This is a genomic window from Shewanella sp. 125m-1, from assembly GCF_052977065.1.
The window spans coordinates 18,232-40,112 of the sequence record NZ_JBRILT010000026.1; the positions used below are offsets into that span (position 1 = coordinate 18,232).

At 44.5% G+C, this 21,881-nt stretch carries 12 protein-coding genes; 7 read left to right on the top strand and 5 right to left on the bottom strand.

Annotated elements, in window-relative coordinates:
• Position 1: 1 nt before the first annotated feature.
• The 6 genes from ACVBIK_RS12520 (at position 2) to ACVBIK_RS12545 (ending at position 14,669) form a co-directional block, all read left to right on the top strand.
• The gene (locus tag ACVBIK_RS12520) at positions 2-1,063 is read left to right on the top strand and encodes an efflux RND transporter periplasmic adaptor subunit (protein ID WP_447162220.1); all 1,062 of its coding nucleotides are present in this window, start codon (positions 2-4) and stop codon (positions 1,061-1,063) included.
• Between the two features lie 114 nt (positions 1,064-1,177).
• A complete protein-coding gene (locus ACVBIK_RS12525; RefSeq protein WP_447169803.1) occupies positions 1,178-4,495 on the top strand; it encodes an efflux RND transporter permease subunit in 3,318 nt (1,105 codons plus the stop codon).
• Positions 4,492-7,593: an efflux RND transporter permease subunit gene (locus ACVBIK_RS12530; protein ID WP_447169804.1), complete on the top strand. Its 3,102-nt coding sequence runs from the start codon at positions 4,492-4,494 to the stop codon at positions 7,591-7,593. The genes ACVBIK_RS12525 and ACVBIK_RS12530 overlap by 4 nt, the downstream gene beginning before the upstream one ends.
• A 320-nt stretch (positions 7,594-7,913) precedes the next feature.
• The gene (locus ACVBIK_RS12535; RefSeq protein WP_447169805.1) at positions 7,914-10,139 is read left to right on the top strand and encodes a hypothetical protein; all 2,226 of its coding nucleotides are present in this window, start codon (positions 7,914-7,916) and stop codon (positions 10,137-10,139) included.
• Between the two features lie 322 nt (positions 10,140-10,461).
• Positions 10,462-11,853 carry a sigma-54-dependent transcriptional regulator gene (locus tag ACVBIK_RS12540; RefSeq protein ID WP_447169806.1) on the top strand — a complete coding sequence of 464 codons (1,392 nt, stop codon included), beginning with the start codon at positions 10,462-10,464 and terminating at the stop codon, positions 11,851-11,853.
• 506 nt (positions 11,854-12,359) lie between these two features.
• A complete protein-coding gene (locus ACVBIK_RS12545; protein WP_447169807.1) occupies positions 12,360-14,669 on the top strand; it encodes a hypothetical protein in 2,310 nt (769 codons plus the stop codon).
• 215 nt (positions 14,670-14,884) lie between these two features.
• Here ACVBIK_RS12545 and ACVBIK_RS12550 read toward each other — a convergent pair whose 3' ends face one another.
• From ACVBIK_RS12550 to ACVBIK_RS12565, 4 genes are read right to left on the bottom strand one after another with little or no spacing between them, the layout of a single operon-like run.
• Positions 14,885-15,058, bottom strand: a complete 174-nt coding sequence (locus ACVBIK_RS12550) for a Trm112 family protein (RefSeq protein WP_084221416.1) — start codon at positions 15,056-15,058, stop codon at positions 14,885-14,887.
• 11 nt (positions 15,059-15,069) lie between these two features.
• On the bottom strand, positions 15,070-16,062 hold the full coding sequence (gene lpxK / locus ACVBIK_RS12555; RefSeq protein WP_447162212.1) for a tetraacyldisaccharide 4'-kinase: 993 nt from the start codon (positions 16,060-16,062) through the stop codon (positions 15,070-15,072).
• On the bottom strand, positions 16,063-17,898 hold the full coding sequence (msbA, locus tag ACVBIK_RS12560; protein WP_447162211.1) for a lipid A export permease/ATP-binding protein MsbA: 1,836 nt from the start codon (positions 17,896-17,898) through the stop codon (positions 16,063-16,065). It abuts the gene before it with no gap.
• Positions 17,899-17,930: 32 nt separating this feature from the next.
• Entirely contained in the window at positions 17,931-20,405 is a 2,475-nt protein-coding gene (locus tag ACVBIK_RS12565; protein ID WP_447169808.1) for a DNA internalization-related competence protein ComEC/Rec2, read from the bottom strand.
• Between the two features lie 32 nt (positions 20,406-20,437).
• Between ACVBIK_RS12565 and ACVBIK_RS12570 the strand changes: the two genes are divergently transcribed.
• The gene (locus ACVBIK_RS12570; RefSeq protein ID WP_447162210.1) at positions 20,438-20,944 is read left to right on the top strand and encodes a DUF2062 domain-containing protein; all 507 of its coding nucleotides are present in this window, start codon (positions 20,438-20,440) and stop codon (positions 20,942-20,944) included.
• 93 nt (positions 20,945-21,037) lie between these two features.
• On the opposite strand, the gene ACVBIK_RS12575 is transcribed toward ACVBIK_RS12570, so the two are convergent.
• Positions 21,038-21,871 (bottom strand): M23 family metallopeptidase, encoded by an 834-nt coding sequence (locus ACVBIK_RS12575; protein ID WP_447162209.1) that lies wholly within the window; start codon positions 21,869-21,871, stop codon positions 21,038-21,040.
• Positions 21,872-21,881: the final 10 nt, after the last annotated feature.

The window sequence follows — 21,881 nt, forward strand, 5'->3', positions numbered from 1 at the left end:
CATGGAAACGTTAAATAAAAATAGAATCATTTTAACTCTACTAATCGCAACACTATTAAGTGCATGTGGCGCAGAAGAGCAAGCTAAGGAAGAAGAGAAGTATGCTGTTCCTGTTGAGACTGCAACCGTCATCCAAGGAGATGTTTCTTCTTTTTACAGCACGACTGCCACATTAGAAGCACCTCAAGAAGCTAACGTTGTCACTCGAGTGGCTGGTCTAATCCAAGAGATTAAGGTTGAAGAAGGCGATAGAGTTAAAAAGGGCCAACTGTTAGCTGTTATCGACTCTAAGAGACAGAAGTTTGATTTAGACCGCTCTCAAGCAGAAGTAGAGATCATTGAGCAAGAATTAAATCGCCTTAAAAAGATAACCAATAAAGAGTTTTTCAGTGCCGACTCTATGGCAAAACTTGAATACAACCTACAGGCCGCCATGGCAAAGCGAGATTTAGCCGCGCTTTATGTCCAAGAAAGTCTGATCCGCTCGCCTATCGATGGCATCGTTGCCACCCGCTTTGTCAAATCTGGCAATATGGCGAAAGAGTTTGATGAACTATTTTACGTGGTTAATCAAGACGAACTTTACGGCATAGTACATCTGCCAGAGCAACAACTTCAGCACCTTCGTTTAGGCCAACAAGCCGAGATTTACGCTAATAAACATCTCCAACAAACCACTCACGCGACAGTATTGCGGATCAGCCCCATCGTTGATCCACAAAGCGGCACCTTTAAAGTCACGCTGTCAGTGCCAAATCAAAATGCCACACTTAAAGCCGGTATGTTCACACGTGTTGAGCTTAAGTACGACACTCATAGTAATGTCATCACAGTGCCTTACAACGCAGTGATAAACCAAGACAACGAATTTGCCCTCTATGTTATCGATGGTGAAAATGCCGATCGCCGCAGTGTCTCTCTTGGCTATCGCGAAGCCGATACCGTTGAAATCGTCGCCGGTATTGAGCCTGGAGAACAGATTGTGATCCGCGGTCAACAGAATCTCAAAGATCAATCATTAGTCGAAGTCATCAATTCATTAGACCTAGCGTCTGCCAAATAAATAGGGAGACTGCGGTGTCTATTATCAAAAAATTTCAGCCTCAAGCGACAGTTGAGTTAACTCATTCATTAGATCTAGCGTCAGCTAAATAGATAAGTAACAACGGAGCACGTTATGTCTATTATAAAAACTGCGGTTAATCGACCGGTAACAGTATGGATGTTTATGTTTGCGGTCATTCTTTTCGGCATGGTGGGATTCTCTCGCCTTGCGGTAAAGCTTTTACCTGACTTGAGCTATCCGACCATCACTATTCGTACGCTATATGTGGGTGCGGCGCCCGTTGAAGTCGAGCAACTTGTGTCTAAGCCCATTGAAGAGGCTGCAGGTATTGTAAAGGGGCTTAGAAAAATCAGCTCAATTTCTCGCTCAGGCATGTCTGATGTTGTGCTTGAGTTTGAATGGGGCACAGATATGGATATGGCAAGCTTAGATGTACGAGAAAAGCTCGACACCATTGAGTTGCCTCTGGATGTGAAAAAGCCATTATTACTGCGTTTCAACCCTAATTTAGACCCCATAGTACGTTTAGCCCTATCCGTTGCAGATGTCAGTGAAAGCGGACAAAGCACAACAGATGGGATGAGCGAAACTGAATTAAAACAGATGCGCACTTATGCAGAAGAGGAGTTAAAGCGCCAACTTGAGTCTTTATCTGGCGTTGCAGCGGTCAGGCTTTCAGGTGGATTACAGCAAGAAGTTCATATTCAGTTAAACCAGCAAAAACTCACTCAGCTTAATTTAAGCGCAGATCTTATCCGCAGTCGTATTGCCGAAGAGAATATTAACCTTTCGGCAGGTAAAGTAATCCAAGGTGACAAAGAATACTTAGTTCGTACTCTTAATCAGTTTAACTCGCTTGATGAGCTCGGCCAGATAGTGATCTACCGTGATGAGCAAACACTGGTTCGCCTCTTTGAAGCCGCCCAAATCGTCGATGCTTTTAAAGAGCGCAATGACATTACTCGCATAGGCGATAAAGAGTCGATTGAACTGGCCATTTATAAAGAAGGTGATGCCAATACTGTTGCCGTGGCTCGTAAAGTCACCGCTGAACTGAATAAACTTAATGAGCGTAATGCCAAGGCTGAATTAAAGGTTATTTACGATCAATCTGAATTTATTGAAAGTGCTGTTAATGAAGTCACCACTGCAGCCTTGATAGGTAGCTTGCTATCGATGCTAGTCATCTACCTGTTTCTAAGAGATATTATTCCGACCCTGATTATCTCAATTTCTATTCCGTTTTCGGTTATCGCAACCTTCAATATGATGTACTTTGCCAATATCAGCCTTAACATCATGTCACTAGGGGGAATTGCCTTAGCTGTAGGACTGCTCGTTGATAACGCCATTGTGGTGCTAGAAAACATCGACCGCTGTAAGTCGCTCGGTATGAACCGACTCGAAGCTGCGGTTACGGGGACCAAAGAGGTCGCCGGCGCTATTTTTGCTTCAACCCTCACCACCCTTGCGGTATTTGTACCATTAGTGTTTGTCGATGGTGTAGCAGGAGCGCTGTTTTCCGACCAAGCGTTAACTGTCACCTTCGCCCTACTCGCCTCATTGCTTGTCGCGCTCACGACAATTCCGATGCTGGCCTCTCGCGAAGGCTTTAAAGCCTTGCCGCCTTTATTGAAACAAACCATTAAGCCAAAGCCTCAGACTAAAATCGCCAAATTGAAACATTACAGTGCAACAGTCTTTTCGTTTCCTTTTGTATTGATATTTAACTATCTGCCAAGCGCACTCTTAACCTTAGTGCTTATTGTGGGACGTAGTCTATCTTGGTTAACTGGGTTGATAATGCGCCCCATTAGCGGCGCATTTAACTGGGGCTACCACAAATTAGAGCGCTTCTATCATAAGCTATTAGCCGCCGCACTTAAGTTTCGCGTCTTAACGCTATCTATTGCGATTGCTGTCACTGCGGGAGCGACGCTGTTAATACCGCGCCTTGGCATGGAGCTAATTCCACCGATGAATCAAGGCGAGTTTTATGTGGAGGTGTTACTGCCACCTGGAACTGAAGTGGCTCAAACAGATCGCGTACTGCGAACCCTTGCGCTGTCGATAAAAGATCGCAGCGATGTAAAGCATGCCTATAGTCAGGCAGGTAGTGGTGGCTTAATGACATCAGACACTTCACGCGGGGGTGAAAACTGGGGGCGTTTACAAGTTGTGCTTAGCGATCATAATGCCTTTGATGCTGTTGCGAATAAGCTACGTGCAACAGCAATGCGCATTCCTGAGCTTGAAGCCAAGGTGCAACACCCTGAGCTATTTAGCTTCAAAACCCCACTGGAGATTGAGCTGATTGGTTACGATTTAGGCCAACTTAAGCAAACTGCCGACAATTTAGTCGATGCCATAGCGGGATCTGACCGTTTTGCCGATATCAATACCAGTTTACGTGATGGCCAACCAGAACTTAGCATTCGCTTTGACCATGAACGATTAGCCGCACTGGGTATGGATGCTCCTACCGTCGCTAACCGCATTGCCCAGCGCATTGGCGGTACGATTGCCAGTCAGTACACAGTGAGAGATCGTAAAATTGACATATTGGTCCGTAGCGAACTCGAAGAACGCAATCAGATAAGCGATATCGATTCGATGATTATTAATCCAAACAGTAGTCATCCTATATCGCTCAGCGCAGTAGCTGATGTCAGCCTAAAACTTGGTCCCTCTGCGATTAACCGCATTAGCCAGCAACGAGTTGCCATTGTGTCTGCAAACTTAGCATACGGGGACTTAAATGATGCCGTGCTAACCGCTCGCGATATTTTAGCCGCGCAAACGCTGCCAACTTCAGTTCAAGCCCGCTTTGGTGGTCAGAACGAGGAGATGGAGCATTCATTCAAGTCTCTACAAATTGCCTTAGTATTAGCGGTGTTTTTAGTTTACTTGGTGATGGCGAGTCAATTTGAATCACTGCTGCATCCCCTACTCATCCTTATCGCGGTACCAATGGCGGTAGGTGGCAGTATTTTAGGTCTGTATATCACCCAAACCCATCTCAGTGTGGTGGTGTTTATCGGCCTTATTATGCTGGCGGGGATTGTGGTTAATAACGCCATTGTACTGGTCGATAGAATTAACCAACTACGTCAAAGTGGCGAAGATAAGCTGACTGCAATCTCAAACGCAGCCAAATCCCGTTTACGTCCAATTATCATGACCACAATGACCACCGCTCTGGGCCTATCTCCTATGGCGTTTGGCCTAGGTGATGGCAGTGAAGTGAGGGCGCCAATGGCGATTACTGTCATTTTCGGTCTATCTTTGTCGACCTTACTGACTTTGGTTGTGCTGCCTGTACTTTATGCCGTCTTTGACAGAAAAGAGTATGACCGAAAGGAATTTGATAAAAATAACAGTGAGACAGTTGTAGTCAACAAGCAAACGCTTGAAGGAGGCAAAGCATGAATATCACCCGCTTAGCCATTGCAAGGCCCGTGACCACCACAATGTTTTTTGTGGCAATCCTACTCTTTGGCCTTGCTTCAAGTCGATTACTACCACTTGAGATGTTCCCAGGCATCGACATCCCTCAAGTTATTGTTGAGGTGCCTTATAAAGGCTCAACACCTGCGGAAGTGGAACGTGATATCACTAATATACTGGAGGAGTCATTAGCCACAATGGGCGGTATTGAGGAGCTACGTTCGAGTTCTTCACAAAATGGTGCTGAAATTGAGCTAAGAATGAAATGGGAAGAAAACGTTGCCACCAAAAGCTTAGAAGCCCGCGAAAAAATCGATGCGGTGCGCCATTTACTGCCTAAAGATGTTGAGCGAGTGTTTATCAGGCAATTTAGTACCGCCGATATGCCAGTACTCAACTTGCGAATATCGAGCGACCGCGAACTATCTAGCGCGTTTGACCTGCTCGACAAGCAGCTTAAAAGACCGCTTGAGCGCGTTGAAGGCGTATCACAGGTTACACTTTATGGGGTTGAACAGAAGCAGATTGAAATTCGCATTAATGCCGATAAGCTGGCATCGAGCAATATTTCAGTCCAAGCACTTAACCGCCGTTTACAGCAAGAAAACTTTGTCATTAACGCGGGGGTGCTAAAAACTAACTCTCGTGCTTATCAAGTCTCGCCAAAGGGCGAGTTTAGAAACTTAGATGATATTACCGCCTTAGTGCTCGCGCCGGGGATCACCTTAGGGGATATTGCAACGGTCAGTTTTTCACTGCCGGAGCGATTAGATGGCCGTCATTTAGATCAAAACTACGCGGTCGGCTTAGATGTGTTTAAAGAGTCTGGCGCGAATCTAGTCGAGGTATCAGAACGCGTCATGAAGGTCATTGATGAGGCTAAACAGGACTCACAGTTTGAGGGCATTAAACTGTTTGTCATGGAAGATCAGGCCTATGGGGTTACCTCATCGCTGCGTGATTTACTTGCTGCGGGGTTAATTGGCGCCCTACTGTCATTTGTCGTTCTGTACCTGTTTCTTCGCGATCTAAAAATGACCTTAGTGATTGTCTCTTCTGTGCCGATTGCTATCTGCATGACCCTCGCTGCCATGTATTTACTTGGCTACAGCCTCAATATCTTGTCTATGATGGGCTTATTACTTGCGGTAGGTATGTTGATTGATAACGCCGTGGTCGTGACCGAAAGCGTACTGCAAGAAAAGCAGGCACTCGATACTGATGGCAATGCTAAACCGAGTGCTAGCGCTGATGAGCAAAAAGCGGTCAATGCACCGATGAAGACGAGCGCGATTCTTCTGGGCGTCGACAAAGTCTCGCTTGCTGTACTAGCGGGCACCATGACCACGGCAATCGTATTTTTACCCAATATTTTCGGCGTCAAAGTCGAGCTCACCATCTTTTTAGAACATGTGGCTATCGCTATCTGTATTTCACTGGCTGCATCTTTGTTAGTCGCTAAAACTCTGCTGCCATTAATGCTCAGTAAAATGACTTTTAAAGCCAAAAAGACGACTAAGCAGAGTCGGTTGCAAACAAACTATCGTCGTAGCCTCAACTGGATCTTAGCTCACCCACGCCTATCGGGTGTGTTAGCTTTCGTGATCTTAGCGTCAACTGCACTGCCCCTGAGTATGGTCAGCCAGGATCAATCAGATGGTGAAGGCAATAATCGTTTATACATTAACTATCAAGTGGAAGGCCGCCATAGTTTAGATGTCACCGAAGCCATGATAACTAAGATGGAAAGCTATCTGTATGCCAATAAAGACAAGTTCCAAATTGATTCGGTATACAGCTACTTTTCTGCCGACAGAGGTCAATCGACACTGATTTTAAAAGAAGATACCGAAGTCGATATGAAAGCACTCAAGAAAACCATTCGTGAAGGTTTTCCTAAGTTTGCCATCGCTAAGCCACAATTTGGCTGGGGTGGGGAAAACAACGGTGTGCGCGTCTCTCTCACTGGTCGTTCAACTTCTGAGTTAATTCGCCTTAGCCAGCAAGTCATTCCTCTGCTTAGCAATATTGATGGACTCACTGATGTGCGTTCTGAATTAAACGGTGCCCAACAAGAAGTGGTGATCCGCATCGACCGCCAAATGGCCGCGAGACTCGATCTTAAGCTCAATGAAATTGCCTCGAGCATCTCGATGGCGCTTCGAGGTACACCTCTACGATCATTTCGCCATGATCCCAATGGAGAACTGCGTATCGAAATGTCGTTTGAGCAGCAATGGCGATTATCGCTTGAGAAGTTAAAACAACTGCCAGTGATCCGCATCGATAACCGTGTCTACACCTTAGACAGCTTGGCCAAGGTTGAGGTTTTACCAAGATTCGATACCATTCGGCATTACGATAGACAGACCGCACTGTCGATTGGTGCAAATCTAGATGAACTGACGACTGAGGAAGCGCAGAACAAAATCACTCAAGTGATGGACAACGTTAACTTCCCTGCAGGTTACGGCTATTCATTAAGAGGTGGCTTTCAAAAACAAGATGAAGATGAAGCGGTAATGGCAACCAATATGATCTTGGCGATTGCGATGATCTACATAGTCATGGCCGCGCTGTTTGAGTCGTTATTATTGCCAACTGCAATTATCACCTCAATCCTATTCTCCATTACCGGCGTATTTTGGGCACTGCTGTTTACGGGTACGCCTATGTCAATTATGGCGATGATTGGGATTTTGATTTTGATGGGTATTGTGGTCAATAACGGCATTGTACTGGTGGATCAGATTAATCAACTATCACCTGAGCTTGATGAGTTATCAGACACCATTAGCGCCGTATGTTTCACCCGTCTGCGTCCAGTGCTTATGACAGTAGGAACAACAGTATTAGGCTTAGTCCCACTTGCCATGGGTGATACTCAGCTCGGCGGTGGCGGTCCATCATACTCGCCGATGGCGATTGCGATTATCGGCGGCCTCACCTTCTCAACCGTCACTAGCTTGTATTTAGTGCCCTTGTGTTATCAAGCGCTGTATAGAATGCGTCACAACAGTGCTATACGCCTTGGTCAAGCTGATAGATTCTCAAGAAGGCTATTACCTTGGATGAATTAATACAGACAAACACGTAGATGAAACCCAAAAAGGCTGTTTATTCAGCCTTTTTGCACTTTAGTTCAAAGAAAAGTATTCATAGAAAGCATTCATAGAAAAATAGCAGATGTTCGCCCTTCCTCTTTTCTCCGCCCCCAAGATTCTGTTCCACTAATGCGACACGTTAAATCATTGAAGACTCTAAAGATAACTGGGAGTGTCACCCTCTTGCGACACCTTAGTCATGAGTAAAGTCTATCTCATTGAATCTTATAGCCTAATTGTTGGTATCAAATATGTATTAAATCAGGATGAATATTGCGATAAATGAGGTATCAATTATGAGTATTCACAATAAACCTCGTTTCTCATTTTTACCTATGTTTGCAGGACTGCCAATAGCAGCTAATGCGCTATCGGGTGCGATTTTCACCACCACAGCCGATGGTGGCATAGTTAATGAGAATGTGAGATATGGAAGTAAACTCGAAGTCTATCTTGATGGTGGGCCTAGAATGAATGCGCCAGCATCCGCTGCGGCGCTTCCTGATGGTAACTACTATTTCCAAGTCACCGATCCTAGCGGTAAGCAACTACTCTCCCTCGATCCTGTCGACTGCCGAGAAGTAAAAATCGAAAATGGCGTCATTACCCAATACCTAGGAGAGAGCCGTACTTACTTGGATAAGGGAAAGTTGGTTTCCTGTACAGAGTTCCCAACCAATGGTAAAAAAACGATTACGGTTCATGAATTTAACCCAGACATCGATCACGGTGGAACCCCTCTCAATGCCATGGTCATTCAGCTCTACCCTTATGCCGACACTCCCAATAAAGGTGGAGTTTATAAAGCTTGGATGACCCCTACGGATAAATATAGCGAGCAAAATGAAGGCTTTCACGGCTTTATTCCACGCTATGCTAAAACCGACAACTTTAAGGTAAAAGAGAAAAAACCTCAGTACGGTATTATCGCACTGCGTAACTACCACGATGCCAACTTAAACTGTCGTTTAGACCTAGGCGAGAAGTTTATCTGGCAATGGCAATATGGTATCGAAGATGGCATAAATGTGCGTAATGACGATAACACCAATGACGAGTCAAGTGGCGACCCAACCACTATCTTGCTTAAAGAGGCACTAGGCCAGTTAAATGATACATGGTCTTTAGACCACTTCAGATGGACAGAGCATCAAGACAAGAACCTCAATAGTCAATATTTAACCACATCAGGTTATGTTCATGACTACCAAGCGTTTAGCTCACTCAATACCGGCCCAGAGGATCCTAATCTTTGGGATGGCGATGACGCTAATGACTTTATCCAGCGTTTCGTCATGGAAATGCCTTGTCCTGATTTGTTTGATGACGGCTTAGCGCCACATACCAGTAATGAGTTCTCTGATTTTATCCCTGCAGCCTTAGGTGTAGAGCCTATGGTAGCTAGCGATCCACAGATCACTCTTACATTAAGTCAGGTGGGTTTTGCCAATATTGCGGTTAAAAAAGTATTCGATACCAATAATAATGGGATCCATGATGCCAACGAAGTTGGGATAGCTAACTGGCCAGTTCGATTAAAGTATGCACCTAGCTTACTTGAGTCTAACGGTGGCCCTATACCCGATACTATCAGTAGCACGGTTAATAAAGACGTGTATGACGAAGTGGTAGCACGCTTTGGACTCACCGCCGACCCGATCCTAGAAAACGGTTATGCAAACCGCATAACAGATGCCAACGGTATGATGACCTTCAGCGTTCTATTACCCAATGGATATGGTGATGCACCGCTAACTCTCTATCCATCAGACTTCTACCAAGTTGAAGAGGCATCTGCTCAAGGCTGGATGGCAACATCAAGTGTCACTCTTGAGTTTGATGTGCGCTCCGAGGCTAGCGGCCCAGATGGTCGATTACCCCCTATCATGGGTAATGCCTACCTAGACAATAGCAGCACGCCTTTAGGTGACGTGGTATTTACTAATATCTGTTTCAAGGAGGCGAGTTTCGGCACTAAAGGCTATTGGCATAACAAAAACGGGCTGCGCGAAATGGAAGCAGCATTTGTCACAAGTTATATCAATGGTTTAGACCCTTATGACAGCGAAACAAGCTACTTCGGTAAAGGCGATGAGCCATTTGACGGTATGTTCACCAATGGTACACCTGTCGATGCCGCTTACAAAAATGACTCAATCACAGATGGAATTTCAGCAGGTGCGGGTACCGTGAAAGCCGAAGTGTCACATTTTCTCATTGACGGCAATGGTGGCGGCGATCCAAGGGAACAACTTGCCCAGCAATTACTGGCATTTTTGTTCAATATTGAGTACCGCCTTGGCGGTGATGCGGTGTTAATGATGCCTGGCGGAGGCACTATGTCTAGCGCAGATATCGTTTCAGCGACTATTGCGGCATGGCAAGGTACCGACGCCGCAGCGCAAAATCACTACAAGACCTTGCTCGATACCTTTAACAACATGAAGGTTGCCGATGGTAACGGAGTTAAGTATGTACCGAGCGCCCCCGCAGATTGTCCGGCGCTCCCAAGTCCATACTAATGCCTATAACCTAATAGTTATAACCAATGCTAATGCTACAACTAATAAGAGCTCAGGGAGGAGCTCATTTTTTCATCATCAAAAAACACCATATTACCGCTGCTTACTTAACACTGCTTGGAGGCTGAGGCCCACTGTCTCAATATTAAGACAACATAAAAAATAATAATAACCGCTTTTACAAACAATTAGATGACTTAAGACTGTGTTACGCAGATGCTCCCACATTGTGAGACTTGCGATCCCCCATATACAGCCTAAAATTTGTGCATAACTTATTCTCTACTTGGTAATAAGCACAAGCCCTCTTCTAGACAATACCATGAGCAATTTTAAACATAGCGAGTCACCGATAAGGGAGCTATTGGTATTAAACTTTACCGACCACGATTTTCAAGGAGAGAGACAACTCAAACCCTTTAATTGGCACTGTACTCAGGCCGATGGCCTTGCTAGTGCGCTGCAATGCGTAAATTCAACCAAGATTAAAGTTGCAATAGCAATAATCTCAAACGGTCACAAACTACAGATATTACGCACCATAAAACACCTCAATGCTCATCAAAATAACCTTATCTGGATAGCGATCACTGCAAAAACGCATACTCAGGATAAAAACCTAACCTCATGTTTATCTAGCTACTTTGCTGATTATCACCACCAGCCCATTGACTGGGATCGTCTAAATCACACATTAGGCCACGCATATGGTATGGCCGTCATAAAAGAAACGCTTTCCCAGCAGAGCAACTGTCCTTATTCTTCTCTCAGCCCCTCTCCTTGTAACAATCACCAATTACTCGGGGAGACTAAGCTTATCAAGCAGCTAAGATGTAACCTATCCAAAGTGGCAGGCTCTGATGAATCAGTTCTCATTAGCGGCGAAACAGGTACAGGTAAAGGCCTTTGCGCCCGCTTGATCCACGAGCAATCCAAACGGCGTTTAGGCCCATTAATCACGATCAACTGCGGCGCCCTTCCCCAAAACCTTATTCAATCCGAACTATTTGGCCATGAAAAAGGCGCTTTCACCGGCGCTGATAGGCAATATATTGGTCATATAGAAAGGGCTAATAAGGGAACGCTATTTTTAGATGAAATTGGTGATCTATCATTAGAGTCTCAAGTTAATCTATTACATTTTCTAGAAGAACACATCATAGAGCGCCTAGGCGGCAATAAAGCCATTACTATTGATTGTAGAATTATTTTCGCTTCTCACATTAACCTTGAAACCGCTGTTGAAGAGGGGCGATTTCGTGAAGATCTATACTATCGGATTAATATTCTACACATTCACGCACCGAGTCTTAGAGAGCATAAAGCGGACATAACACTGCTCGCCAATGAATATTTAAAAATCTTCAGCTCTAAAGCACAGCAATACACGCTTTCGCCTCAAGCAGCAGAAACCATGCTTGCCTATGAGTGGCCTGGTAATGTCAGAGAGCTTAAAAACCGCATACATAGAGCCATTATAATGGCAAATGGTGACCCGTTAAGTGAAGCAGACTTAGGGATAAAAATCACCAAGATTCAACCTGCTGACAACGATGTTGTTGACTTAGCCCAGCACAGGGTTGAAATCGACACAGAACTACTGCTCGATGCCATTAAACGTAATAACCACAATATATCGGCAGCTGCCCGAGAACTTAAAATATCCAGAACCACCTTTTATCGTTTGATTAAGAAATGCAAAATCGAACTCTAGCGGTGCAAACACCATTTGTGACTCCCACTATTGCAGCATAATGTCGACACATCCAATACTACAAAGACATGCGCTGCAACACCAAGTGTAACAAGCGTTACACTATCTGCTTGAACAACATTAGAGTGTAAATCGAGCACAAACAAACAGTTAAAAATTAACTCTAATCGTCCCCTGTTTCATCCTTGAAACATCAATACATTTTAAAGCTGCGCTAAGTATCACTTTTAACTTTGTATTCAGAACCTTACATCTATGGCGCAGTGTTTGCTTATTCTTTAGTCACAAGTTTGAATACCCACTCACTAAATCTCACTCACTGAAGCCCGGTGACATAGAGCTATTTCACTCCGGTGTTCAGCTTTATCGGCACTATGTCGACAACGGCGCAACGCTAAATTACGCCGAATATCTAAACATTTCACGCTAGCACTTTATCAAAAGTTGGCTAGCAAAAAGTAACAAGTACGTTTTATCCATATTAACTAATTAAGATGGTAAATATTATGAAACGATTTAAATGCAAACGACTTATCAAAGCGCTCGGTATTGCGCTGGTAAGCGCAACGACCCTTTATGGCGTCACGAGTCTGTCAACCGCAGATGCGGGATTCTTGCCGCAACTGAAAAATAATGTCTGCTTAGCCCAATACTCTGGTAGCCATTTAACCTGTACCGCCAATGATATTCGAGTCAGTGAAGTCAAAAATGTGACTAACCCTGACGGAACAACGCCGGTCGAGTGTACCGATGGAGAAGAATTTGATTTTAAAGCCGACTTCACCATTGTAACCACGGCCACCAGCCGTTATGGTTATGGGATCTGGTTACCAGAAGGCAAATGGAGTGCTAAAGACGAGAGCGAAACTAATACCTGTTCGGTGTTAAGTGGTAGTGCAACTGAATTACCTGGTATCGATTTAGATGGTGATGCCTGTGCCGATATAAGTAAAAAAGCAGGCAACAGTCAAGTACACGAATATGTCGGAGAAACGATCACCATGCTGTGTCGTGATGATGATAACTCAGACAAGGCCGATTTTAATTACTGTGCTTCTTGGAACCAACAAGAATATGGCAATTGTTCTGCCGGGGCTCCCACTCCCGCAGGTTCACCATCTAAATGTCGTTGTGACACCTTCGATATCGATGTATTTATCAAACCTAACCCACCAACCGTGATTAAAACCCTAACCAGCCAATCATCAACCCGCAGTGAACCAGGTGGAGCCTTTAACTATACAGTAAGCTTTACTAACCCTAATGCTCAGACATCACTGTTTATCACATCACTAACTGATGAAATAGATATTGGTGGTGAGGGAACGTTCGATGCTTCAATTAACCTTTGGGCTACTCCAGTTGCAGTCAATACAAATGTTGAAGGACAGTACCTGACCTCGACGAACTGCTCTATGCCTGCTAACGGCGGTGAAATTCTGCCTAGTGCCACCTACAGTTGTGCCTTCACGGTACACATTGTCGACAGAGACTTACCCAATGACCAAAGTCCGCAGTTCTACGATGACTTAGTCATGCTCTCGTTAGAAGATAAGAACGGTACAGCCGTTGTTGACGGTGATAGTTGTATCGATATTCCTGGCAGTATTGAGGGTGATCATTGTAGTAATGAGATCACTGTACAGATCACTAACCTGCCACCAGCAATTACCGTGACTAAAACGGCTAATCCAAATGAAGTATTAGAACCAGGTGGCAATGTTGAGTTTACCATTGAGGTTAAAAATGATGCCGAATTCTGGGACTCGCCACTTACGCTAACGACACTATCTGACAGCGTATACGGTGATCTTCTAGCGGGTGATTGTGGCGCGCTGTCTACTAGTATCGCTGAGAACGGAACTTACACTTGTAAATTCACTAAGGCTATTACCGGCAATGCAGGCTTTAAACACATGAATAAAGTGGATGCAATAGCCAAAGATGATGAAGGTGACACAGCACTTGGTGACAGTACGGAAATGGTCGCTGTCGTTGATGTGGCATCAACGATCTCACTGGTTAAAACAGCAGTTCCAAAGAGTGTCAGTGAAACCGGTGATGACCCCTCAGTCTATAGAGATGTTGACTATACATTTATGTTTACCAATACCTCCACAGTTGATGCTGTTAAATTCTACAAATTAGATGACGTGCTTTTGGATGCCAACATGAACCCCATTGGTACAGCCACAGATATCACAGCAGATTGTGATGTTAATGGTACCATTCTGGGTAACGGTATCTGGCTATCAGCGGGTGATTCAGCGAGTTGTGTTATCACCATGAAGCTACAAGGTGATGCTGGAGGTAATCATATCAACCTTGCTACGGTCTACGGTGTCGATGATGACCTAGTAGAGCGAGAGGCCAGTGATAATGAAACCGTAACCTTTACTAACCTCCCACCAGTAACAGCAATGACATTTGCCAGCAGTAAGCTTATGGTGTTGAAAATTAAAAATACCGGTATCGAAGATGTGACCTTAACAGATATCACCATACACGGTGAGTCTGTGATTGATCATTTGTCACCGGTACCCGGTCATACATTGCTCAATGACGGTGGGTCTCATGAATTTGTGCCATACCCAGCATGTGCTAATGGACACACCATTGGATATAGTGGTTCTCTAAACGATAACGATTTCTATGAGTGTGCCTTTACTGTTGAGCTTCTACCTGGTATTGATAGCGCAGCCGCTATCAATTATGCCACACCAGCTAACGACGGTGTAACAGTGTTATTAGAAGACAATGAAGGAAGTAAGGTTTCTCATGGCGTAAATATCGAAGTCAACGCTGTAAAAAATTAGCTAGTGCTTGAAGCTAGATAAGCTATAGCAACACTTGGGCGATAGAGTTTACCTTCGCCTTTTTTATTGCTGTAGCAGTTACGAATCTAAAACTGTTCGTCAATTTATTAAGCCGTTATTTGCTATCCAGCATATGCACTCTTAGATAACCAAAATGATAAAAGCACCTCTTCGGTGCTTTTAGTTTTCTCTAGTTCTAGAATAACAAGCTTAGCTTATTCAGCCAAAGGCTCGGCTTTGTTCTCTAGCAATACCGGAATACCGTCATTGATAGGATAAGCCAGCTTGTCTGCCTTGCAGATCAGCTGTTGGGCTTCTTTATTGTATTCAAGCTTGCCTTTACACACTGGACACGCAACGATTTCGAGTAATTTTTTATCAAATGCCATTTCGAATGCCTTTACTTATCTGCTACCAACCGATCAATTTTGGCCAGTAGTTGTTTATCAAATGAGGGAGATAGCTTCGCATCTACCGCGAGATACCACCAGTTATCTTTTGCAAAATCGCGACATTTCACCGCATCTTTTTCAGTCATCACCAACAAACGGCCATTTGCTAGTTGATTAAGCGCTGTTTCACTATAAGCACTATGATCATCAAATGCTTGCGATTGCGCAACTTGATATCCCTGCACTTGCAGAGAATCAAAAAAACGTTGAGGATTGCCGATACCAGCCATTGCCACAAGAGGTTCACTTTTTGTTGGAGCAGCACTAGCATTATGATTTGCAGAAACCGGTAACCATTTGGCAGGTTCAAGGGTCATCACCTGCTCATCAGCAAGTGCAACACCGCCATTAACGATAACATGATCAACACTGCGTAAACGCCACGCACCTTCACGTAGTGGGCCTGCTGGCAATAACATGCCATTACCTAAACGTCGTTCACCATCAAGAATGATAAGCTCGATATCACGAGCCAGTTGATAGTGTTGCAATCCATCGTCACTAATAATGATATCCACATCAAACTCTACCAACAAGTGTTTAGCGGCATCGACCCGCTTAGCACCAACCACCATAGGCACTTGAGTTCGAGCCACTATCATCGCAGGCTCATCGCCAACACTATCCGCGCTATCGCCGGGAAAAACCGCACGCACACCATCAATTTCGACGCCATAGCCACGGCTGATAACCCCGGGTTTTAAACCGTGCTTTCTCAGCAACTCGATAAGATAAATGACGGTGGGTGTTTTACCACTACCGCCAACGGTAATATTGCCGACAATAATCACAGGCACAGGCAACTTAAGCGCTTTTTTTACCTTTAAGCGAAACAGAAAGCGCCTAAAACCTGTGATCAGCGCAAATAACAGCGACAACGGCCAGAGCGCAAACCGCAGCGGATGACCTTGATACCACAGTTTATTTACCCAGGACTGCATTTAGCTACCAAACTGCATTTGATACAAGTTGGCATAAGCGCCGCCTTTGGCGAGCAGAGACTCATGAGTACCACGCTCGATGATCTTACCTTGGTCAACCACTAAAATTTGGTCTGCGCTTTCAATCGTCGATAAGCGGTGTGCAATCACGATAGAGGTTCGGTTTTGACGTAAGTTATCAAGCCCTTGCTGAATTGCCTTTTCAGACTCAGTATCAAGCGCTGAGGTCGCTTCATCAAGAATTAGTACTGGCGAATTGCGTAATATCGCACGAGCAATTGCAATGCGCTGACGCTGCCCACCAGATAACATCACGCCATTTTCGCCAATTTGGGTATCTAACCCTTCTGGCATCGGCTCAATAAACTCCATCGCATGAGCCAGTGTCGCCGCTTCAATGATCTGCTCTTTTGTCGCCACACCTGGATATGCATAAGCGATGTTGTTAGCAATGCTGTCGTTAAACAAGGTCACTTGTTGTGAGACTAATGCAACTTGGCTTCGCAACGACTTAAGTTTGTAATCATTGATATTTTGGCCATCAAGCGTGATCTCACCCGCTTTAAGTCCAGTATAAAAACGAGTGACTAAGCTGGCAATGGTCGATTTACCAGAGCCAGAACGGCCGACCAATGCTAATGTTTGCCCCTGCTCTACTTTAAAGTCAATACCGCTTAGTGCTAGCTTCTCATGTCCTGGATAGCTAAAGTCTACCTGATTAAAGGCAAGCTCACCTTTTACTCGCTCAACTTCTAGAGTACCAGTATCACTTTCAGGCTCAGTATCGAGTAGTTCAAACACTGTAGTACAGGCCGCGATACCACGCTGGAATTCAGCGTTAACCCGGGTAAGGTTTTTAATCGGCTGCAGCATCGCTAGCATGGCACCTAAAATAGTGGCAAACGTACCCGCTGTTAGTTCTGCTTTCATGCTGTCAATACTGGCTGCATAAAGTACAAATGCTAATGCAAACGAACCGATAATCATCACTAACGGCTGGCTAATAGCCTGAGCTGTAGCCAGTTTCATTGTTTGGTAACGGTTTTGATCGTTAACTTTTGCAAAACGCTGAGCTTCTGTTTCTTGTCCGCCAAAAGACAATACGTTCTTATGGCCTTTAATCATCTGCTCAGTCGCAGCAGTGACTCCGCCCATGGCGGTCTGAATTTGCTTAGACACTTTTCTGAATCGGCGGCTCACAACGGTGATCACTACGCCGATAATAGGGCCGACAATTAAGATAACTAAAGATAGTTTCCAAGAGAAATAGAACATGATAGCAATCATGCCGATCACGGTAATACTGTCTCTAACGATAGTGATCAGTGCACTACCCGATGCGCGCGCAATCTGTTCGGTGTCGTAGGTCACACGAGAAATTAAGTTACCGGTGTTTTCTTTATCCATGTAGCTTACCGGCAGAGTCAAGTAATGCTCGAAGACTTCTTGGCGCATATCCATAATCACCCGTGCACTCATGTAAGAAATACAGTAGGTCGACAGGAAGTTTGCAAGGCCACGAAGTGAGAACAGGCCGATAACGACAAATGGTGCCAACAGCAAAACATCACTGCCAGAGTTAAAACCGTCACCAGTACCAAAATCGAGACTACTTACGCCGCCCGTTACACCACCAGCAGCTTGGGCCGCTTGGCCTGCTTGACCACCAAAGCCTTCATCAATAAATGGTTTAATCACGGCAATAAATGTTGCGTCCACAAGGGCGTACATAATGAGGCCGATTATGGCAAAAGCTAATACTGTTTTAAGAGGCTTCAAATAACCTAATAAGCGCTTAAATACAGTCCAGACTTCATTTTTAGGAGATGTTGTCATTGAGAGATTAACATTTTGGCAAAAGAAGCATTCTACTCTGGATTTTTATTCTGGCCAAACCTAAACACTTTGCTATACCAAAATGGTGCAAAATCTGAACGATATGTTCGAACTTTCATAGTTTCTTGGTCAAATAAAACACTAACCTGTCCTTGTTCCCCAGCCGTAAACATAGCAATATCACGTTGTTCATAACGTTCGACGACCTCCTTTTTAGGAAATCCATAGCGATTTCTAAATCCTGCCGGAAATAAAACCAGCTCGGGGGCGACAGCATCGATAAAGGATGTGGTAGAGGAGGTTCTACTGCCATGATGAGGGGCTATGAGTAACCGGCTCTGTAACCTAAAGCCGTACTTTGCTGCTCGTTCAAGTAACCGATATTCCGTCTGCTTTTCAATGTCCCCCGTTAGTAGCACGCTATTGCCGGTATCGCTAACTCGAATAACACATGAGCCGTTATTCCCCTTTTTAGGCTCTAACGGCGCTAAAATTTCAAGATTAAGATTCTGCCAAACCAATGTCTTAGGTCTGCAGCTATGTTGCTGTATCGGGATCAAATCAGAGATCACTGCGACATCGGGATACTTATCAATAATATAAGCAGCCCCGCCGGCATGGTCGTTATCACCATGACTGACGACAAGATAATCAATATTACCGATCCCCTGACTTTTTAGAAAAGGAAGTAACACTCTATCTGCATAACTAAAGGTGTCACCATATCGTGCGCCAGTATCATAAATAAGTGCCCGATTATTTTTCTCTATGACCAAAGATAATCCTTGCCCGACATCGAGTAAATGAACCTGCCAACGGTTCTCTTTTGGTGCTCCGCTAAAGTGAAATAACACGCTGAGCACTAACGGGAGTAACATTACTGACAATGGCAAACGCCATGTAAGTTGCTTAATATTAACCAGTAAGTAAAGGCCGATAGAGGCCATGATTAACGCAGCTACAACTTCGTCAGAAAGATCGAGCCAAACAAAGTTAACCTCACTAGCATAATCAAGTAAATTAACCACAGGAGTCATCGCCAGCGCTGCCAGAGTAAAAACACCACCGCCAGAAAAACCCAGAGCTGTCATAATGATAAAAGCTAGCAAAGACATCAGGCTTATCGGAATAAGCACTAGACTAAACCAAGGCACCAAAACCAGATTGACCAAAAGACTCACCAGAGAAGTCCCAGAGAAGAAAATCGCTTGAATAACACCTAGACCTAGCGTTAAGCGCCACTGCACTGCCCAAAATGCCAATGCTGCAATTTTTAATTGAGGCCATAAATGCCGATAAGGGATTGAGCTTTTATTTTCTGCAGCCGTAATACAACGGGTTGGCGCCGCCGGGCTATTGATTTCGGGAGCATTAGTTTCAAGAGAATGGGGGGCGGAAGTGCAGATTTGGGCCGAATGAGTCTCAAGCCTATTTGTCACTGACATTAGTGAGCCTGATGTCGCCTCAGCAGCTACGGAGAAGTAGCGTGTTACCGTGAGGAGAATAATGGTTAACGCACAAAATGATAACCAAAAACTTGCGCTCAATGGGCTTAGTGGGTCGATAAGCAAAATGACAAAAAGTGCATAGAGCAATCTTTCCCAGCTTGAGGAGTGACGGCTCAGCACGCTAAAGCTGATATAAGCAATCAACATGATAAGCGCACGCTGGGTAGACACCGAAAAGCCCGCAAGATAAGCATAAGCCACTACGCCAAGCAGTGAGAATGCTAAACAACAAAGCCAATTACGCCGACTCGAAACTGGAAAACGACGATACAAAACCAATTTTGCAGCAATTAACAACCACAGTGATACCACTGACAGGTGTAACCCCGAGATAGCAAAAAGGTGACCCGCCCCTGTATTTCTAAGTTGTTGCCAACGCTCAGACGATATCATTGATTTATCGCCACTTAGCAGCGCTAAAAGCAGATCGGCACTTTCATAAGGTGATAAAACTAGTTTCAACTTTTCGATTAGCCTCATACGGTAAGACAAATCAGTTGTCAAAATTTGACCACTAATAACCTTACCTTTGCCTATAATGTGCTTAGCGAGCAGATGCTTTTGTTGGTTAAATCCCCCTTGATTTAAAATGCTCGTGATCGGTTTAACTTTAATCTGTAATTGCCAACGCTGACCAGGAACAATAAACGGCGCTTCGTTCCAAATTAATCTCATCCTCCTACTGACAAGATGGGGTGAAATTGAATCGATCAGCACAATATCCATACTAATCCGGTCGCCGTTTGTATGAACAAGTGATATGATTTCGGCCTCAACATTCAATGTTTCAATATTTTCGCCAGTGTTCCAGTCCATTAGTAGTGAATAGAAAATGCTTATCCAGCTTATTGCTAATAAGCTGCCAGCAATAAATGGAGCACGCTTACAGGCTGTAATAACCACTACGATCAACAAAGGTAGGATGTATAGGTTCACCAAGGATGGCCAAAGCATCGTTGACAGAATAGTGATGCAGTAACCGCACATAAATCGATTCATAGTGAATTAAGTTAAGACAGCAAATTGAAGTTATGCCAAAAAAAATTATTGAAAAATTTATGCCAAAGCCCGAAACATTGCGTGAACATAAACACTTGCGCATGTTTGGTGATCTACTCTTAAAGCCAAATCTGTGGACGTTAAATAGACGCTCAGCGCCTGGGGCATTTGCGGTAGGCCTGTTCGTCGCGTGGATCCCAATGCCATTTCAAATGGTACTGGCAGCGGCTTTAGCCATATTATTTAACGTAAACTTACCACTTGCAGTAGCGCTGGTGTGGATAACAAACCCTATCACCATGCCTTTTATGTTTTATATGGCTTACCTTTTAGGCGCCAGTTTACTCGGGCATGAGCCACAAGCATTTAATTTTGAAGCCAGCTGGCACTGGGTCCAAGCATCACTTGAAACCATAGGTCCGCCGTTTTTGCTTGGCTGTATTGTGTTGGCAGGTATTTTCTCACTGGTCGGTTACTTTGTGATAAAAAACCTCTGGAAATACTCAGTATTATTTAAGTGGAAAAAACGCTATAAATAGCCTGTTCGTTTGTTGAACAAAGAGCACAAAAAAAGCAGTCATCAAGACTGCTTTTTAATGGCTTTAAATCAGAGAATTACTGGTTTATTGCTATTATTTTTGTGCCAATACACTTTTCATCGATGGGACTATGGTCGTTGGATCGAGCCGAACCTGATACCAGTTCACTCGCCAATCCAAATGGGGGCCTGTCGAGCGGCCTGTTGAACCCACTTCAGCAACTTTATCGCCTTGTTTGACGGTATCGCCCTCTTTCACATAAAGCTTACTTAAGTGTAAAAAGCTCGAACTCACGCCATAACCATGGTCGATGATCATGGTGCCGCCAGAATAAAACATATCTGGCACAGAGAGTGATATCACGCCATCGGCAGGTGCCATAACCACAGTCCCTGTTTTTGCTGCCACATCAACCCCATAATGAGGTGTGCCAGGTTTACCGTTATATACACGCTGGCTGCCATACACTCCTGAGATCCTGCCTGTTAATGGCCATATAAAGCTTTGCGCAAAAGCATTACTCTCAGTAAATTGTGCCCTAGCCGCTTTGACTTGTTTAGAATCCTTTGCAGCGCGAGCTTGCGCGTTAGGATCGGGCTTCATTATTTTCTTACTGATCCCATTAACGTGTTGGATCTTATATTGCTGCTTTTTAATCTTTAACGGCTTCAGCTCAGTCAAACCATCGGGATAAACAAGCTTAAGCATCTGCTCTGACTCCGCTTCACGGGCAAAGCCGAACGCAAACTGACCTCGCTCGTTCACGCGTACCGGCTCATCATTTAAAAACACCTGAGTGCCAGGTTGTACCTGGGCTCGGATCAGTGCCCCTTGAGATAACTCACCGTTAAGCTGAACTGCCGCGCTCGTTTGAAAAGCTAAGCTAGTCAATAAACTAGTAAAAACAATCTGCGTAAATGGTTTCAAAGCCACTCCT

Bases quoted from the DNA above. Each gene is read 5' to 3' on its own strand.
- ACVBIK_RS12520 (WP_447162220.1), top strand. From the start codon at position 2: ATGGAAACGTTAAATAAAAATAGAATCATTTTAACTCTACTAATCGCA.
- ACVBIK_RS12525 (WP_447169803.1), top strand. From the start codon at position 1,178: ATGTCTATTATAAAAACTGCGGTTAATCGACCGGTAACAGTATGGATG.
- ACVBIK_RS12530 (WP_447169804.1), top strand. From the start codon at position 4,492: ATGAATATCACCCGCTTAGCCATTGCAAGGCCCGTGACCACCACAATG.
- ACVBIK_RS12535 (WP_447169805.1), top strand. From the start codon at position 7,914: ATGAGTATTCACAATAAACCTCGTTTCTCATTTTTACCTATGTTTGCA.
- ACVBIK_RS12540 (WP_447169806.1), top strand. From the start codon at position 10,462: ATGAGCAATTTTAAACATAGCGAGTCACCGATAAGGGAGCTATTGGTA.
- ACVBIK_RS12545 (WP_447169807.1), top strand. From the start codon at position 12,360: ATGAAACGATTTAAATGCAAACGACTTATCAAAGCGCTCGGTATTGCG.
- ACVBIK_RS12550 (WP_084221416.1), bottom strand. From the start codon at position 15,058: ATGGCATTTGATAAAAAATTACTCGAAATCGTTGCGTGTCCAGTGTGT.
- lpxK (WP_447162212.1), bottom strand. From the start codon at position 16,062: ATGCAGTCCTGGGTAAATAAACTGTGGTATCAAGGTCATCCGCTGCGG.
- msbA (WP_447162211.1), bottom strand. From the start codon at position 17,898: ATGACAACATCTCCTAAAAATGAAGTCTGGACTGTATTTAAGCGCTTA.
- ACVBIK_RS12565 (WP_447169808.1), bottom strand. From the start codon at position 20,405: ATGAATCGATTTATGTGCGGTTACTGCATCACTATTCTGTCAACGATG.
- ACVBIK_RS12570 (WP_447162210.1), top strand. From the start codon at position 20,438: ATGCCAAAAAAAATTATTGAAAAATTTATGCCAAAGCCCGAAACATTG.